General features: G+C 74.4%; 10 protein-coding genes. 7 read left to right on the forward strand and 3 right to left on the reverse strand.

Features of this window, described 5'->3' with window-relative positions:
- The first annotated feature begins 178 nt into the window (after positions 1 to 178).
- The 5 genes from ACFYW1_RS11070 (at position 179) to moeZ (ending at position 6,711) form a co-directional block, all read left to right on the forward strand.
- Complete coding sequence (locus ACFYW1_RS11070) at positions 179 to 1,987, forward strand: glycosyltransferase (protein ID WP_388990209.1); 1,809 nt, start codon at positions 179 to 181, stop codon at positions 1,985 to 1,987.
- Positions 1,980 to 3,404, forward strand: coding sequence for a hypothetical protein (locus ACFYW1_RS11075; RefSeq protein ID WP_388990211.1), 1,425 nt, complete (start codon positions 1,980 to 1,982; stop codon positions 3,402 to 3,404). The genes ACFYW1_RS11070 and ACFYW1_RS11075 overlap by 8 nt, the downstream gene beginning before the upstream one ends.
- A gap of 259 nt (positions 3,405 to 3,663) precedes the next feature.
- Positions 3,664 to 4,629 (forward strand): NAD(P)-dependent oxidoreductase, encoded by a 966-nt coding sequence (locus ACFYW1_RS11080; RefSeq protein WP_148839080.1) that lies wholly within the window; start codon positions 3,664 to 3,666, stop codon positions 4,627 to 4,629.
- The gene (locus ACFYW1_RS11085; RefSeq protein WP_388990214.1) at positions 4,617 to 5,447 is read left to right on the forward strand and encodes a spherulation-specific family 4 protein; all 831 of its coding nucleotides are present in this window, start codon (positions 4,617 to 4,619) and stop codon (positions 5,445 to 5,447) included. The genes ACFYW1_RS11080 and ACFYW1_RS11085 overlap by 13 nt, the downstream gene beginning before the upstream one ends.
- A gap of 85 nt (positions 5,448 to 5,532) precedes the next feature.
- Positions 5,533 to 6,711: an adenylyltransferase/sulfurtransferase MoeZ gene (gene moeZ, locus ACFYW1_RS11090; protein ID WP_388990216.1), complete on the forward strand. Its 1,179-nt coding sequence runs from the start codon at positions 5,533 to 5,535 to the stop codon at positions 6,709 to 6,711.
- Positions 6,712 to 6,788: 77 nt separating this feature from the next.
- Here the strand turns inward: moeZ and ACFYW1_RS11095 are convergent, their stop codons facing one another.
- From ACFYW1_RS11095 to ACFYW1_RS11105, 3 genes are all read right to left on the reverse strand, one after another.
- Entirely contained in the window at positions 6,789 to 8,369 is a 1,581-nt protein-coding gene (locus tag ACFYW1_RS11095) for an alpha/beta hydrolase (protein WP_388990218.1), read from the reverse strand.
- A 221-nt stretch (positions 8,370 to 8,590) separates the two neighbouring features.
- Positions 8,591 to 10,189 carry an alpha/beta hydrolase gene (locus ACFYW1_RS11100; protein ID WP_388990220.1) on the reverse strand — a complete coding sequence of 533 codons (1,599 nt, stop codon included), beginning with the start codon at positions 10,187 to 10,189 and terminating at the stop codon, positions 8,591 to 8,593.
- Between the two features lie 243 nt (positions 10,190 to 10,432).
- A complete protein-coding gene (locus ACFYW1_RS11105) occupies positions 10,433 to 13,261 on the reverse strand; it encodes a lysylphosphatidylglycerol synthase domain-containing protein (protein WP_388990222.1) in 2,829 nt (942 codons plus the stop codon).
- 221 nt (positions 13,262 to 13,482) lie between these two features.
- Between ACFYW1_RS11105 and ACFYW1_RS11110 the strand changes: the two genes are divergently transcribed.
- Both ACFYW1_RS11110 and ACFYW1_RS11115 read left to right on the forward strand, forming a co-directional pair.
- On the forward strand, positions 13,483 to 13,968 hold the full coding sequence (locus ACFYW1_RS11110) for an MGMT family protein (RefSeq protein ID WP_388990225.1): 486 nt from the start codon (positions 13,483 to 13,485) through the stop codon (positions 13,966 to 13,968).
- Between the two features lie 425 nt (positions 13,969 to 14,393).
- Positions 14,394 to 17,849 (forward strand): ATP-dependent helicase, encoded by a 3,456-nt coding sequence (locus ACFYW1_RS11115; protein ID WP_388990227.1) that lies wholly within the window; start codon positions 14,394 to 14,396, stop codon positions 17,847 to 17,849.
- The last annotated feature ends 85 nt before the right edge of the window (positions 17,850 to 17,934 follow it).

The following is a 17,934-nucleotide window of genomic DNA, read 5'->3' on the forward strand; positions in this document are numbered from 1 at the left end:
CCCCCGCCCCCCCCCCCCCCCCCCCCCCCCCCCCCCCCCCCCCCCCCCCCCCCCCCCCCCCCCCCCCCCCCCCCCCCCCCCCCCCCCCCCCCCCCACCGGCGTATCCGCTTACGGTCTTCCCGCTATGAGTCGTCGTGTCAACGGCGGCCGTCCCCAGGGGAGATCGGAGGTGTGCTCGTGCGGATCGGACTCCTCACCGAGGGTGGTTACCCGTACCCGGACGGTGAGTCCGGGCTCTGGTGCGACCGTCTGGTGCGCGGAATCGCGCAGCACGAGTTCGATCTCTTCGCGCTCAGCCGCTCCACCGAGCAGGGGGAGCAGGGCTGGGTCCCGCTCCCGATGCAGGTCAGCCGGGTGCGGACGGCGCCGGTGTGGTCCGCCGACGAGAGCGCTCCGGCCCCCCGCGGACTGTTCGGCCGGGCGGGCTCGGGCGGGGGCGCGCGCCCGTACGGACGGCGCGAGCGGCGGCGCTTCACGGCGCATCTGACGGCTCTCGCGTCCTCGGTCTGCGCGGCCGACGGGTCGCGGGCCGGGAGCGGGGCCGTCGACGGCACGGACGGTTACGGCGGGGCGGGCGGTTCCGGCGGGGCGGGCGTGGGGCGCACGGCCGGTGACGCGGTGGGCGAGCGGTTCGCGCAGGGCCTCTACGGGCTCGCCGAACTGGCCCGCGAACACGGCGGACTGGCCCCGGCGCTCCGTTCCGAGACCGCCGTGCGCGTCCTGGAGGCGGCCTGCCACGCCCCCGGGGCCGGACGCACCGTCCAGGCCGCCGCGGTCCCCGACCTGCTCGTCTTCGCCCGGGAGCTCGACCGGGCGCTGCACCCGCTCTCGCTCGACTGGTACGACGAGGAGGGCCTCGGCGCGGTCGACCTCTGCCACGCGACGTCCGGCGGTGCCGCGGCCCTGCCCGGGCTGTTGGTCAAACGCTTCTTCGGGGTCCCCCTGCTGGTCACCGAGTACGGCGCGCGGCTGCGGGCGCACCACCTCGCCGCGGCCGGAACCGGCGCCGGTGCGCCGGTGCGCGCCCTGCTCGCCGGCTTCCACCGGCTGCTCGCCGCCGAGGTGTACCGGCAGGCCGCGATCGTCACCCCCGGCGACACCCACGCCCGGCGCTGGCAGGAGCGGTGCGGGGCCGGGCGCGAGAAGCTGCGCACCGTCCACCCCGGCATGGAGTCCGACCGCTTCACGGAGCTGGGCGAGAGCGGCGACGGCGGCCCGGACGACACCCTGGTCTGGGTCGGCCGGATCGAGCCGGCCAAGGACCTGGTCGCGCTGCTGCGCGCTTTCGCCGAGGTCCGGAGGTCCGTACCGGCCGCCCGGCTGCGGATCATCGGCGCCCCGGCGGGGGGCCCGGAGGGCGCCGCCTACCTCGCGCACTGCCGGGCGCTCGCCGACCGGCTGTTCCCCGCCGGCGGCCCGGTCTCCTTCGAGGACCCCGGCGCGGCCGGTGCGGCCGACCCCGCGAAGACGTACGGGGCGGGCGGAGTCGTCGTCCTCTCCAGCGTGGCCGAGGGCTTCCCCACCGGCCTGGTCGAGGCGATGTTCTGCGGCCGGGCCACGGTCTCGACGGACGTCGGGGCGGTCGTCGAGGTCATCGGCGGCACCGGTCTCGTGGTGCCCCCGGGCAACCCCGGGGCACTGGCCGACGCCTGTCTCGCGCTGCTGCGGGACCCCGAGCGGCGCGCACGGCTCGGAGCGGCGGCGCGCGCCCGCGCACTCGAACTCTTCACCGTCGAACAGAACCTCGCGGCATTTCGCGGCATTTACCTGGAGCTGATGGCGCACGCCCCGGTCCGCCGGAGGGCCGGGTCCGGGGCGGCGGAGCCCGACGGCGGACCGCGTCCGTTCGCCACCCCGCCCGAGGCACACGTCATGGGCCCGTGGACGGACCCGTGCACCGTTCCGGCCGACCGCACGCCCAGCTGGGCCGCCGGGCCCCGGACCGTCTGCGCGGGAGCGCGGGGAGCGGGGGGCACGGATGCGTGAGCAGGAGCGGCGGCAGGGACAGGAGGCGGCCGGGCCGGGCCGCGGCGCGCCGGGACATTCCGGCACGGTCGGCGACGAACACGAAGGAGTCACCATGGGCCGCCCGGCCGAGACGCCCGACGCACCCGTCACGCCGGCCGCCGGGGGAGGCGGGGACGCCCTGCCCCCGACCGCCGGAACCCTCGCCACCGGAACGGAAGCCCCCGCCACCGGAACTTCCGCCCCCGGAGCCCCCGTCACCGGAGTCCCCCTCCCTGAAGCCGGGGCTTCCCGTGCCCCCGAGATCGCCGGAGCCGTCGCGGCGCGGCGGCCCGGTACCGCGCGGCGCGGCACCGCCGACCCCGTGAAGTCGCTGATGCACCGGCACCGGCAGCTGTGCGAACGGGCCGTCGACCCGCTGGAGATCGCCGTCGGACTGGAGGCCCACGGCATCACCGACCGGGTGGCCGCCCGCTACCGGCACCGCGACGTCTTCTCGCTCGCCGAGGAACTGTTCGCACGGATGCCCGGAGCGGTCACGGAGCCCGCGGCCGGCCCCGGTGCGCCGGAGCGCGACGTCCCCACGCGCGCCGCCTGGTCGCTCCGCGCCCTGCTGCCGGGCGCCGCCTGTGCCGCGACCGTGGGCGTGCTCGAACTCACCGAGGGGACGCTCGGGGGAGGGGCCCGGCTCGCGGTCGCCCTCACCGGCGCGCTCCTCGCGCTCGCCGGCCTCGCCCTCGCCCTGCGCGACGGCCCCCTGAGCGCCGGGAGCCGCTCCCCGCTCACCGCCCGGCTGTACGGCTGCTGGCTCCTCGGCTACGTCCTGTACGGCGAACCCCTGCTCGACCAGGTGCTCAGCGGCGGACCCGAGGGCCCCTGGGAGATCACCCCCGCACCGCTGCTGGGGCTGGCCCTCTCGCTCCTCCCGGCCGCCTGGTGCGCCCACCTCTTCTCCGTGCACACACGCCGCAAACTCCACGGCAGCCGCGCACTGGAGGAGTTCGCCGCCGGTGTGCGCCCCTTGCTGTTCGGCGCCGTCGCGCTCCACCTGTGCGCCCTCATCGGTCTGCTGCACCTCGCCCGCCTCGGGTACGGGAGCGGCGGGGCGTTCACCGGGACGGCCGCGCTCGGCGTGCTGCTCCTGCTGGCCCGGCTGCTGACCGGGCACGGCCACCCCGGCCCGGCCACCGCCGCGCTCGCCACCGCCTGCGCCGTCGAGGCCCTGGCACCCGCCCTGATCCTGGCCGGGCGACTGCCCGGTCTGCACTTCCTGGCCCGCCCCGTCGACCTCCTCGTCGTGGCGGGCGGCACCGGAGCGGTACCCGCCGTCGCCTGCGGCGCCTCCGCCCTCGTGCTGCTCATCACCGCCACCGTCGTCCTCTCCCGGGCGTCCGCCCACACCCTCGCCCGAGCCGACGAAAGCGGCACCACCGGGTGACCACCGCCGTACCGCCCCCCACTCACCACCCCGCGCCCGACCGCCCGGCCCCGGTCCGGGCGGCGCGCGCGGACTCCCCCGTACCACCCCGAAGCCGCACCACCGTTCCACCACCCCCCACGAACCATGCGCACGCCCCGCGGAGCCGACGTCGCGGGTCGCTGCCGCATCACCCATCCCATTTCCACGAGGAGACAACGGACATGACCCCCCAATCCCCTTCCCCGGCAGGTCGCCGTCGGCGCCGAGGGGGCGCGCGATGAGGGTGCTGCTGCTCGGAGCCAACGGCTTCCTCGGCCGGTTCGTGGCCGACCGCCTGCTCGCCGACCCCGCCGTGCACCTCACGGCGCTCGGCCGCGGCGACGACGCCGACGTACGGTTCGACCTGGCCAGCGGGAGCCCCGGCGCGCTGACCCGGTTCCTGGACGCAGTCCACCCCGGTGTCGTCGTCAACTGCGCGGGCGCCACCCGCGGCGGCGCGCGCGAGCTGACCCGCCACAACACCGTCGCCGTCGCCACCGTCTGCGAGGCGATGCGGCGCAGCGGCTGCACGGCCCGCCTCGTCCAGGTCGGCTGCTCCTCGGAGTACGGGCCCTCGCAGCCCGGCTCGTCCACCGCGGAGGACGCGCTGCCGCGCCCCGGCGGCCCGTACGGCGTCAGCAAGCTCGCCGCCACCGAACTCGTCCTCGGCTCCGGCCTCGACGCGGTCGTGCTGCGGGTCTTCTCCCCGGTCGGACCGGGCACCCCGGCCGGTTCCCCGCTCGGCAGGCTGGCCGAGGCGATGCGCCGGGCCATGCAGTCCGGGGACGGCGAGCTGAAGCTCAGCGGCCTCGGCGTGCAGCGCGACTTCGTCGACGTGCGCGATGTCGCGCGCGCCGTGCACGCGGCCTCGCTCTCCGCCGCCCAGGGCGTCGTCAACATCGGTACCGGACGCGCCGTGCGCCTGCGGGACGCGGCCGCCGTCCTCGCCCGGGTCGCCGGGTACGCGGGCGCACTCCACGAGCTGGACGCGCCCCCGCCCCGGCTGCCCATCGGCGCCCCGCGCACCTCCAACGAGTCGGTCATCGAGCACCTCTCGGCGACCCCGTCCCCCTACCCCGACGGCTGCGGCGCCTGGCAGCAGGCCGACGTCCGCACCGCCAGGGACCGGCTCGGCTGGCGCCCCCGGATCAATCTGGAGGAGTCCCTCGCCGACATCTGGATGGAGGCGGCGTGCCGTATCTGACCATCACCGGCACGGTCCCCAGAACCAGTGGCGCCGAACGGTTCGGGTTCGGCGTCCCCGGCTGCGCGCACCCGCTGCTCGCCCCCGCCGAGTGGGCCGAACTGGCCCGCCCCGGCACCCCGCTGCACTGGGCCGTCCTCAACATCGACAACGGCCCCGGCAGCAGACCGGACCCGCACTGTCTGGAGGCCGCGGGCCGGCTGCGCAACGCGCGGGAGCGGGCCGTGCACGACGAGGACCCGCGCGAGGCGGTCCGGGCGGCGGGCGGCCGGCTGCTCGGCCACCTCGACCTGGCCCTCGGCGACCGCCCCTTCCCGGAACTGGTCGCCGACGCGCGGTCCTTCCTCGACTGGTACCGCGTCGACGGCTTCTACCTCGACCGCTGCCCGGCCGAACGCGCCGGTCTCCCGGCGGTGCGCCGTCTCACCGGCACGCTCGCCGCGCTCCTCGACGACGGGGAGCGGCCGGGCGGCCGGGAGCGCGGGCCGCTGGTGCTCGCGCCCGACACCCATCCGTACCCCGGCTACGCGGAGGCCGCCGACCAGCTGGTGACCTTCCGCGGCCCGTGGACCGACTACCGCTGGTCGCAGGTGGCGGAGTGGACCGCCGCCTATCCGCCGCAGAAGTTCGCGCACTTCGTCCACGGGGTCCAGAGCACCCACCTCGAAGAGGCCATGCGCATCGCCCGCTGGCAGGGGGCGGGCACGATCTTCTTCACGGATCGAGACGGCCGGCAAGGGCAAACCGACCCATTCGCGACGCTGCCCAGGTACTGGGACGAAATCGTCTCGCGAGTCGGACCGGGTATCTCGGAATGAGAGGGGGCGTGGCAGTGTTACCGGAAGAACAACCGTACGCAGTTGAAGTACGTAGAAACCGACCACCTGCATTGTTGAGGTTCCTGTGTCGCTGCCACCCCTGGTCGAGCCAGCTGCTGAGCTCACCGTCGACGAGGTCCGCAGGTACTCCCGCCACCTGATCATCCCGGATGTCGGGATGGACGGACAGAAGCGGCTGAAGAACGCGAAGGTGCTCTGTGTCGGCGCCGGCGGTCTGGGGTCGCCGGCCCTGATGTACCTGGCCGCGGCCGGTGTGGGCACGCTCGGCATCGTGGAGTTCGACGAGGTCGACGAGTCGAACCTGCAGCGCCAGATCATCCACAGCCAGGCCGACATCGGCCGCTCCAAGGCCGAGTCCGCCAGGGACTCGGTGCTCGGCATCAACCCGTACGTGAACGTGGTCCTTCACGAGGAGCGGCTCGAAGCCGACAACGTGATGGACATCTTCGCCCCGTACGACCTGATCGTGGACGGCACGGACAACTTCGCCACCCGCTATCTGGTCAACGACGCGGCCGTACTGCTGAACAAGCCGTACATCTGGGGCTCGATCTACCGGTTCGACGGCCAGGCGTCCGTCTTCTGGTCCGAGCACGGCCCCTGCTACCGCTGCCTCTACCCGGAGCCGCCCCCGCCGGGCATGGTCCCCTCCTGCGCCGAGGGCGGCGTGCTCGGGGTGCTCTGCGCCTCCATCGGCTCCATCCAGGTCAACGAGGCCATCAAGCTGATCGCCGGCATCGGCGACCCGCTGGTCGGCCGGCTGATGATCTACGACGCCCTGGAGATGCAGTACCGCCAGGTCAAGGTCCGCAAGGACCCCGACTGTGCGGTCTGCGGCGAGAACCCCACCGTCACCGAGCTCATCGACTACGAGGCCTTCTGCGGCGTCGTGTCCGAGGAGGCCCAGGAGGCGGCGGCCGGCTCCACGATCACTCCCAAGCAGCTCAAGGAGTGGATCGACGCGGACGAGAAGATCGAGATCATCGACGTCCGTGAGCCGAACGAGTACGAGATCGTCTCGATCCCCGGCGCCAAGCTGATCCCGAAGAACGAGTTCCTGATGGGCAACGCCCTCCAGGACCTCCCGCAGGACCGGCGCATCGTCCTGCACTGCAAGACCGGCGTCCGCAGCGCCGAGGTCCTCGCGGTCCTCAAGTCGGCGGGCTTCGCCGACGCGGTGCACGTGGGCGGCGGCGTGATCGGCTGGGTCAACCAGATCGAGCCCGAGAAGCCGGTGTACTGAGACACTCCGCGTACAGCACATGGTGAGGGGGCCGGTCCGCACGGACCGGCCCCCTCACCATGTTTCCGGAGCGGTGCTCACGAGCAGGACTTCCCGTCGTCCGGGACCTTCCCGTCGAGGAAGTACGTGTTCACCGCCGACGTCACACAGGCGTTCCCGCCGTACGCGCCGTGCCCCTCGCCCTTGTTGGTGAGCAGGACGCCGACGCCCTTGCCCAGCTCGTCCGCCATCTTCCGGGCACCCTCGTACGGCGTCGCCGGGTCACCGGTCGTGCCGATGACCAGGACCGGACCGGCCCCCGGAGCGCTCGTCTCCGGGTTGTCGTGCTCGCCCTCCACCGGCCACTGCGAGCACCAGCCCGCCGTGTCCCACGCCAGGAACGGTCCGAACACCGGGGACAGCTTCCGGAACTCCGGCAGGAGCGCCCGGGCCTCGTCCGCCGTCGGCCGGAGCTTGCTGTCCGCGCAGGAGATGGCGCGCTGCGAGTGGTTCTGGGTGTCGTAACGGCCCTTCTCGTCACGGCCGTTGTACGAGTCGGCGAGTTCGAGCAGCATGGTGCCGGTGCCGCTCTTCTCCGCCTCGTCCAGCGCCTGCGTCAGATAGGACCAGCTGCTCTTGGAGTAGAGCGGCATGACGATGCCGGTGACGGCCAGCGAGTCGTTCAGCTTGCGGCCCGAGGCGGTCGGCAGCGGCTTCTTGTCGATCCGCTCCAGCAGCCGGGCGATGCGCTGCGTGCCCTTCTTCGGGTCCTGGCCCCGGTCCTTGAGGTAGTTCTCCAGGGCCCGCTGGAAGCCGGTCGCCTGGTTGCGGGCGTGCCCGATGGCGTCCGCGGTCGGGTCGACGACGGCGTCCAGGACGGTGCGTCCGACGTTCTTCGGGAAGAGGTGGGCGTAGGTGCCGCCGAGCTCGGTGCCGTACGACATGCCGAAGTAGGTGAGCTTCCGGTCGCCGAGCACCTGACGGATCAGGTCCATGTCGCGGGCGGCGTTCACCGTGCCGACGTGCGGCAGGATCCTGCCGGAGCGGCGCTGGCACCCGGCGCCGAAGTCCGCGCCGTCCTCCAGGAACGCCGCCTCCTCCGCCGGAGTGTCCGGGGTCATGTCGACCTTCCGGAAGGAGTCCTCCTGCTCCTTGTCGGTGCGGCAGCTCACCCCCTCGCTGCCCGCGACCCCGCGCGGGTCGAAGCCCACCAGGTCGTACCGGGAGTTGAGCTCCCCGTACGCACCGGCGGCGCGCGGCAGTATCGCGACCCCCGAACCGCCGGGGCCGCCGAAGTTGAACAGCATCGAACCCAGGCGCCGGCCGGAGTTCCCGGCCTTCTTGCGGATCAGCGCGATCCCGACCGTCCCGGCCTCCGGCTTCGTGTAGTCCAGTGGCACCCGGACCGTCGAGCACCGCCACTGGTCCCCGGGCGCGGTGCCGCCCTGCGGGGCCTCGCAGCGCTTCCAGTCCGGTCGCTGGGAGGTGAGGGAGGCGGGCAGCGGGGGCAGGGCGTCCCGCCCGTCCGGCGAGGCCGACGGATCACCGGCCGGGGACGCCGCGCCGCGGTCCGCGCGGTCGGCCGGTTTCTCGTCCGTTCCCCCGCCGCAGCCCGCGAGCAGGCCCGTCAGCAGAAGTGCGGTGCCGGCCAGAGCTCCGGCGCGTGCGTGTGCGGCCACGTCGTACGTCCTCCCCGTTGTCGCCCGCGCGCCACGCGGCGCACAGGGGGCGCTGGTCGTCGTGGCGCACGGAGGTGCCTGCATCCGAGGCGTGCAGAAGTCCGCTCATGCTAAGGGCTGTCCGGCGATCTCCGACGATCCCGGGGGCCCGGCCGGGGACGGCGACGGGGCCCGTCCGGTTGCGCTCGCCGGACGGGCCCCGGTTCCCCGGAGGGGATTCACTACCGGCAGACGGTCCCGGCCGCCGGAACCTTGCCGTCCAGCAGGTAACCGCCCACGGCCCTCTGCACACAAAGGTTGCCGCTGTTGTACGCGCCGTGGCCCTGGCCCTCGTACGTCATCTGCACGCCGACGCCCTTGCCCAGCGCGTCCGTCATGGCCCTGGCGCCCTCGTACGGCGTCGCCGGGTCGCCGGTGTTGCCGATGACGAGGATGGGGGCCGCGCCCGGGGCGCTGACGTCCGGGGTCTCCCAGGCGCCCGCGACCGGCCAGTCGGTGCAGCCCATCAGACCCCAGCCGAGGTAGTCCCCGAAGATCTTCGAGGCGGACCGGAACTCCGGGAGTTTGGCCTGGGTCTGGTCCGCGGTGAACCGCTGCTTGGAGTCGGCGCAGTTGATGGCGGTGTTGGCGGCCATCGAGTTGTCGTAGCTGCCGTCCTCGGAGCGCCCGTTCAGCGAGTCGGCGAGGGCGAGGAGGAGCGCGCCGTTGCCGCCCTCGGCCTCGTCCACGCCCTGTTCCAGCAGTGGCCAGGTCTCCTTGGAGTAGAGCGTGGTCGCGATGCCGGTGGTGGCCAGGGTCTGGGTCAGCCGGCGCGACCCGATGCCCTCGACCGGCTGCTTCTCCAGCGAGTCCAGCAGGTCGGCGATGCCCTGCTCGACCTCCTCGGGGGTGGAACCGGCGAGCTTGCAGTTGTCGCCCCGGTTCACGCAGTCCTGGGCGAAGTTGTCCAGCGCGAGCTGGAAGCCCTTGGCCTGGCCCAGCGAGGACTGCTCGGAGTCCTGGGTCGGGTCCACCACCGCGTCCAGCACCGACCTGCCGACGTTCTTCGGGAACAAGTGGGCGTACACGCCGCCCAGTTCGGTGCCGTACGAGATGCCGAAGTAGTACAGCTTCTTGTCGCCGAGCACCTGGCGCATCAGATCCATGTCGCGGGCGGCCTCGGTGGTGCCGACGTGGGGGAGCCGGCTGCCGGAGTTCCGCTCGCAGGCGTCCGCGAACGTCCGGGTGCTCTCGACGAGGGTCTTCACCTCCGCGGGGGTGTCCGGGGTGCCGTCGAGTTCGTAGCGGGCGTCGAGCTGCTTGTCGCTCTCGCACTGCACACCCGCGCTGCGGCCCACCCCGCGCGGGTCGAAGCTGACCAGGTCGTAGCGGGCGCGGAGCTTGTCGTAGTCCTTGCCGAAGGCGGGCAGGGTGGCGACGCCGGAGGCGCCGGGGCCGCCGAAGTTGAAGATGAGGGAACCGATCCGTTTATCCCGGTTCGCGGCCTTGGCCCGGATGAGCGCCAGCTGGATCGTCTTGCCGTCGGGGTTCGCGTAGTCGAGCGGGGCCCGCATGAACGAGCACTCCCAGGGGGTGCCGCCGGGCAGCGGGGTCGGCGCCTTCCCGCCGCCCTGCGCCGGGACCGGGGCGGAGCAGGGCTTCCACGTCAGCTGCTGGGAGGCGAGGTCGTCGGGGCCGGTCGCCGCGGCGTTCGCCGCGAGCGGCGAGCTGCGCGGCCCGGCGCCTTCCTCGGTGCCGCCGCTCGAACAGGCGGTGATGGGCAGGAGCACGGTGACGGTGGCGGCCAGGGCGGCGGCACGCAGGGCGGGGGAGGTCCTCATGGGGCCCATCGTGCGGGGCGAACCGGAGGGGTGCACGGGGCACCGGTCCAAGCGGGTGGTCGGCGCCCGGGCCGTCGCCCGACTGGCCTCGTGCACTGCCCCGTCCGTGGCTGAGGAACCGTCAGGGCCCGTTCGGAGGGTCGGGAGGAGAGGGGGCGTCAGGGAGCGGGCCCGGTTCCACCCCGGCCCCCGCGAACCGGGCCCGGTCCCGCCGTGAACCGGGGCCCGGGCCCGGGGGCGCCGTCAGAGTTCGCCCTTGCGGGTCAGATGGTTGAAGCAGAGCCAGCCGGGAAGCACCGGCAGCCAGAACGTCAGCAGGCGGTACAGCACCACGGCGGGCGCCGCGACCTCCTTCGGCAGGTTGACCGCGATCAGTCCCAGCATCAGCGCGCCCTCGACCGCGCCCATTCCGCCCGGCGTGGGCGCTGCCGACCCCAGCGCGTTGCCGGCGAGGAAGACCACCGCGATGCTGGCGTAGCTGAGCGTGGGCACGTCCGGACCGCTGAACGCCCGGATCGACGCGTCCAGGCACATCACGAACGTCCCGGTCAGCAGCAGCATCCCGCCGATGCCCGTCAGCAGCTTCTGCGGCCGCTGCACCACATCGATCATGCGCGGCACGACCCCGGCGAACAGCGACCGCACCCGCGTCACCACGAACTTCCGCAGGAACGGAACCGCCGTCACCACCAGCACCAGCACGGCGACCGTCAGCAGCCCGGCGATCACGGTCCTGGACGGGGTGAGCGAGGACGGGGTCCGCTCGGTACCGGTCAGATAGCCGAACGCCGCCAGCAGCAGGATGTGGCAGCCCAGGCCGAACAGCTGCGAGGCGCCGACGCTCGCCACGGCGAGCCCCGGCCGCACCCCGGCCCGCTGCAGGAAGCGGGTGTTCAGCGCCACGCCGCCGACCGCGGCCGGGGCGACGATCTTCACGAAGGACCCGGCGACCTGGGCCAGCACCGTCTTGCCGAACGGCACCCGCTCGGGCACGAAGCCCAGCAGGCTCATCGAGGCCGCCACGTAGCTGAGGGCGGAGAAGCCGACGGCGGCGGCCACCCAGCCCCACTCCGCCTGCTCGGCGACCGTGCCGAAGTCGGCCTGGGTGACCTGGGAGATGAGGTAGTACGCGGCGAACGCACCGGCGATGAAGCTCACCAGGGTCCGCGGCTTGATGCGTTCCAGGCGCACCGGCTCGACCGGCGCCTGCGGCCGGATCCGCAGCACCTGCTGCCGCATCTGGGAGAGCAGGTCCTCCTCGCGGGCCTCTTCCAGCGCGTCGTCCAGGGCCCGCTTCTCGGCCTGCTTCTGGTTGCGGAGCGCCTTGCGGCCGGGCTTGCGGCCGGTACGGTCCTCGGTTCCGGGCTCGGCCGCCCCTTCCGGGGCCCCGTGCTCCTGAGCCCTGACCCGCCTGGCCGCGTCCGACGCCTCCAGCACCGCCTCCCGCTCCCGCTGCGCGCGCTCCCGGGCCAGCCGGCGCAGCGTCGCACGGGTCGAACGACTCAGCGCGATCGGCTGGAGCAGCGGCAGGCAGTCGGCGACGACATCGGGGCCGAGGACCTCCAGGGCCCCGGCCACGGCCCGTTCGGCACCCACCCGCAGACCGGTGGTGGTCAGCAGCTGCGCGACGTCCATCCGCAGCACCAGGTCACCGGCCGCGATCTCGCCGCCGCGCAGATCGGTGACGAACACCTTGCCGGAACGATCCACCAGGATGGCGTCACCCGTGAGCCTGCGGTGCGCGATCCGGCGCGACTGGAGCGCCCTCACCTGGCGCCAGGCGCCGCGCAGCACCTCGTCGGTGATCTCCGAGTCCTCCAGCGCGTCCAGGGAACGGCCGCCGATGTGCTCGTACACCAGCATCACGGCGTCGGGCCCGAGCTCGGACGTGGCGATCAGCTTGGGGGCGTTGGCCCCGGCGGCGATCGCCGCGTACGCGAGCAGCGCCTCCTGCTCCAGGGCCTGGCGCAGCGACTGGATGGAACGGCGCTGGGTGATGCCGCGCAGGGTGAGCCTGCGCCACACCCGGTAGAAGAAGCCCTGGGCCTGCTGCTCGCGGTCGACGACCGTGACGTCGAGCGGCGCCCCGTCCTCCAGGGACACCAGATAGCGGCGCCCCCGGTCGTTCGGGTCGCCCGAGTCGGGGGAGTCCTCGGCGCGCATCGCGGTGACGGGGCGGAAGCCGACGTGGCGCAGCCCGGCCATCAGGTGCTGACCGGTCGGCCGCACGTTGGGCGAGCCGACCGTGTACAGCGTGCCGTACGCGACGGTCCAGCCGATCAGTACGGTCAGGACGATCGAGAACGGGGTCGTGTAGCCGCCGACCAGCATGGCGAACGCGTCGAGCAGCAGCACCACCCACAGCACCACCCGCCAGCGCGGCCGTCTCGCCATCCCGACCGCCGTCATGTACGCGATCACGGGGGCGAGGTAGCCGTGCACGGGGTCGGTGAGCGCCCCGGCCTGTGGCTGGGTCAGGGCGTCCTTGATGGTGCCGGGGGCGTACCGGGACACCCAGAGGTCGGTGGCGAGGGTGACGCCGTGCGCCAGCACGGCGGCGAGCACCCCGTCGGCGATCCGCAGCCCGTCGCGCTTGATCAGCCGCTCGATCGCGAACGCGACCGGGACGAGCAGCACGGCGATGCTGGAGACCAGGCCGGCGAGCTTGATCAGGACGTCGGGCGCCTGGCCGGTGCCCTTGTTGATGTCCTGTTCGAGACCGGCGGTGGTGCCGTGGGCGAACGCGGCGATCGCGAACAGGACGACGATCGCCAGGATCCCGATGAGGAGCCGCATGAGGTCGGAGGGGCGGTGCACCCGGGCGGGGAGCAGCGGTTCGTCCCCCGAGACGCGTTCGGCCTGTTCCTGCGCGACGGTCGAGAGCGTCGACCCGGCCGGGTGCCCGGGGGCCGCCCCCCGCTCCCGGCCGGACTCCCCGGCGGACGCGCGGGACGCGTCCGGACCCTTCCCGGCGGACGCGCGGGACTCGTCCGGGTGGGACTCGGCGGACGTCCGGGACCTGTCCGGGTGGGGCTCGGCATCAGGGGCGTCCGCCGCCTTCGGTGGCTGCACGCCCTGCTCCTTCGTCGCCTCTGATTGGTCTTCGTGGTCTCGTATCACCGGTCACCGCCCGCACGATGGTGGCACGGCCCGGCGACGGAGGGGGGCATCAGGGTGCACTGCACGGACACGCGAAGCGCAAGATACGCCCCTTTGCCCCCGCCCGCACGCCCGGTGGACGGGGGCAGACGGACCGGGCCGGGCTGTCGGTGGCGTACGGCAGGATGGGGCGGATGAGCCAACACCGGACGAGCGACGGCGGGACGAACGGCGGCCGGACGGGCGCCGTCCGGGCAGGGAACGACCGGGCGGAGAGCGACCGGCCGGGTGCCGGGCCGACGGTCCACGAGCTGCCGGATTACGCGGAGCGGGTGCTCGACGTCGCCGAGCTGATCCCGCCCGGCCGTGTCATGACGTACGGGGACGTCGCCGAGTGGCTGGGCGACGGCGGCCCCCGGCAGGTCGGCCGGGCCATGGCGCTGTACGGGTCCGCGGTGCCGTGGTGGCGTGTGGTGCGGTCCGACGGGGTGCTGCTGCCCGGCCACGAGCTGCGGGCCCTGGACCGCTACCGCGAGGAGGGCACCCCGCTGCGCGAGGCGGCGCGAGGTGCGGAGGGCCATCTGCCGCGCCTCGACATGAGGCGGGCGCGGTGGGACGGCGTCACCGCGGACGGGGGCGGCGGCGCGGACCGGGACAGGGGCGGAGGTGCTCACATCTGACAGCTTCGGCCATTCGGCGGCGCGATGGGCGACGTCGGGCCCGTACGACACGCCCGGCGCGTGGGGGGCGACGCCCGGCGGGACGGCCCGCGCCGCGGGCCGGGACGGGGTCCGCACGGCCGGACGCGCAGGTTCCTGCCGAGCGGTACGGGGCGTGCGGGCCGGGGTGTGCGGACCCTGCGCGCTGCGTGGCGCACCCGACGTAAGTGATGTGTGTGACATGCGTGTGTGTGATGTGCGCGACGCGCGTGATGTCCGACACGGTCGGGCGTACGGTGCGACCTCCGACCGCGTCCGCGCCCCGGAACGTGACGAGGCACGCAGCGCGCACGTCCCGCACCGCGCCGCCGCTGGCGTAGCGTCGTCAGCCCGCGCACCGCACCGCACCCTCACCACCAGCACACCCACCAGGACCGGCGATCCACGTGAGTTCCTCCTCCTCCACCCGGCACAGTCCGTACCGTCAGGAACGACGGCGGGCCGCGGGCGCGTACCGACTGGTGCGTACTCCGCCGGGCTCCGTGGAACCCCCTCTTCTGGACGCGGCACAGCGCGCGGTGGTTGATCACCCCGGCGGCCCGCTCCTGGTGCTCGCCGGACCCGGCACCGGCAAGACGACCACGCTCGTCGAGGCGGTCGCCGCCCGGGTCGCCCGGGGCGCCGACCCCGCCCGCCTCCTGGTGCTCACCTTCAGCCGCAAGGCGGCCGTGGAGCTGCGCGACCGGATGGCCGCCCGGCTCGGTGCCGCCCGCGGCCCGCAGGCCACCACGTTCCACTCCTTCTGTTACGCCCTGGTCCGCGCCCACCAGGGCGCCGACCTCTTCGCCGAACCGCTGCGGCTGCTCTCCGGGCCCGAACAGGACGTCACCGTCCGCGAGCTGCTCGCCGGTCAGCTCGAACTGGAACGGGACGGCTTCCCCCACATCCGCTGGCCCGACGAGCTGCGGGCCTGCCTGACCACGCGCGGCTTCGCCGACGAGGTGCGCGCGGTGCTGGCCCGCAGCCGGGAACTGGGCCTGGGACCGGACGCGCTGGCCGACTTCGCCCGCCGCACCGGCCGGCCCGACTGGGGCGCCGCTGCCCAGTTCCTCGCCGAGTACCTGGACGTGCTGGACGCCCAGGGGGTGCTGGACTACGCGGAGCTGGTGCACCGCGCCGTGCTGCTCGCGGAGCGCCCCGAGGTGGCGGCGCCGCTCGCGGGGCAGTACGACGCCGTGTTCGTCGACGAGTACCAGGACACGGACCCGGCCCAGGTACGGCTGCTGCACGCGCTGGCCGGGAACCGGGGGAGCGCCCGGGGCGCCGGGGGCGGCCGGGACCTGATCGCCTTCGGCGACCCGGACCAGTCGATCTACGCGTTCCGGGGCGCCGACGTGAACGGCATCCTCGACTTCCCGGAGACGTTCCGGCGGGCGGACGGCGCCCCGGCCCCGGTCGGTGTGCTCACCACCTCGCGCCGGTCCGGGGAACGGCTGCTGGCCGCCACCCGGCTGCTGACCCGCCGGATGCCGCTGACCAGGCTGCCCGCGGAGAAGGTCCGCGCCCACCGGGAGCTGGCCGCGGTCCACGAGGGCGGGCGGGTGGAGGCGTACACCTACCCGACCGCCTCCACGGAGCTGGACAACATCGCGGACCTGCTGCGCCGGGCCCATCTGGAGGACGGCGTCCCGTGGAACGAGATGGCGGTGCTCGTACGGGCCGGGGGGCGCACGATCCCCTCCCTGCGCCGGGCCCTGACCTCGGCCGGCGTCCCCCTGGAGGTCGACGGCGACGACCTTCCCCTGCGCCACGAACCGGCGGTGGCCCCGCTCCTGACCGCCCTGCGCGCGGTCGCCTCGGCGGCCCTGCACCGAGGTGCGCCGGACGAGGGGGCGGTGAGGGAGGACGCGGGGGACGGAACGGCGGAACCGGAAGAGAAGGCACCGGCGGACGAGGCTTCGGCGGGCGGCGTTCCGGAAGAGGCCGGTGGTCGGGTACCCGACGACGGGACCCGTTGGCTGGACACCGAGACCGCCCTGACCCTCCTCACCTCCCCCCTCGGCTCCATGGACGCGGCCGACCTGCGCCGCCTCGGCCGGGCCCTGCGCGACGAGGAGCGGGCTGCCGGGAACCGGGTACCGGCGCCCTCCGGCGACCTGTTGGCCCGTGCGCTCACCGAACCCGAACGGCTCGTCACGCACGACCCGGCGTACGCCCGCGGGGCCCAGCGGCTCGGCGCGCTCCTGCGCAAGGCGCGCGAGCTGCTCGAAGGGGGCGGCACCGCGGAGGAGGCGCTGTGGGCGCTGTGGTCCGGCACCCCGTGGCCGTCGCGGCTGGAGCGCGCCGCGCTGCGCGGCGGCGCGGCCGGGCGCAACGCCGACCGCGACCTCGACGCGGTCTGCGCCCTCTTCGACACCGCGGCCCGCGCAGAGGAGCGCACCGGCGGACGCGGCGCGCTCAACTTCCTGGAGGAGGTCGACGCCCAGGACATCGCCGCCGACACCCTCTCCCGGCGCGTGGTGCGCCCCGACGCCGTACGGCTGATGACCGCGCACCGCTCCAAGGGGCTGGAGTGGCGCCTCGTCGTCGTCGCGGGGGTGCAGGAGGGACTCTGGCCGGACCTGCGCCGCCGGGGTTCGCTGCTGGAGGCGGACCGGATCGGCCGCGACGGCCTGGCCGAGCCGCTCACCCCCGGCGCCCTCCTCGCCGAGGAACGCCGGCTCTTCTACGTCGCGGCGACCCGCGCCCGGGAACGCCTCGTCGTCACCGCGGTGAAGGCCCCCGCCGACGACGGCGACCAGCCGTCCCGCTTCCTCACCGAACTCGGCGCCGAGCCGCGCGACGTCACCGGCCGCCCGCGCCGCCCCCTCGCCGTGGCCGCGCTCGTCGCCGAACTGCGCGCCACCACCGTCGACCCCGGCGCGTCCGATGCCCTGCGGGAGGAGGCCGCCCGCCGTCTCGCCCGCCTCGCCGCGCTCACCGACGAGGAGGGCGCACCGCTCGTACCGGCGGCGCACCCCCACCGCTGGTGGGGCCTGTACGAGCCGACCCGTTCCGCCGTGCCGCTGCGCGACCGGGACCGGCCCGTGGCACTGTCCGGCAGCGCGCTCGACCAGCTCGCCAACACGTGTGCGCTCCAGTGGTTCCTCGGCCGCGAGGTGAAGGCGGACGCCCCGGCGACGGCCGCCCAGGGCTTCGGCAACGTCGTCCACGTACTCGCCGACGAGGTGGCCTCCGGGCGCACCCCCGCCGATCTGGACGTCCTGATGGAACGGCTGGACTCGGTCTGGGACGGCCTCGTCTTCGACGCCCCCTGGAAGTCCCGGCAGGAGAAGGACCAGGCCCGGATCGCCCTCGAACGCTTCCTGCGCTGGCACGTCATGGACCGCACCGGCCGCACCTCCGCCGCGAGCGAGCACGACTTCGACGTGACGCTGGAGGCGGGGGAGTACGAGGTGCGCATCCGGGGCTCCATGGACCGCGTCGAACAGGACGCCGAGGGCCGGGCCTACGTCGTCGACTTCAAGACCGGCAAGCAGGCCCCGACCAAGGACGAGGTCGCCCGTCACCCCCAGCTCGCGGTGTACCAGCTGGCCGTCCGGGAAGGGGCGGTCGACGAGGTCTTCGACGGCCGGCGCCCCGAACCGGGCGGCGCCGAACTGGTGCAGCTGCGCCAGGCCGCCCCCAAGAAGGAGGGCGGCGACGCCCTTCCCAAGGTGCAGGCGCAGGAACCGCTCGACGGCGGGGACGGCGGGGGCGAATGGGTCTCCGACCTGCTGGCCACGGCCGCGGGCCGGGTCCTGGACGAACGTTTCACGCCCTCGACCGGCCAGCACTGCGGGCACTGCGCCTTCCGGGCCTCGTGCAGCGCGCAGCCGGAGGGCCGCCACATCCTGGAATGAGCCCTTTCCGCGGGGCCTTTCCGCGGAAGCCCTTTCCCCGGAACGGGCCGGTTCCGGGACGCGCGTGCGGACGTGCGTGCGCACG

Source organism: Streptomyces sp. NPDC002669 (assembly GCF_042889165.1).
Classification (GTDB): Bacteria; Actinomycetota; Actinomycetes; order Streptomycetales; family Streptomycetaceae; genus Streptomyces.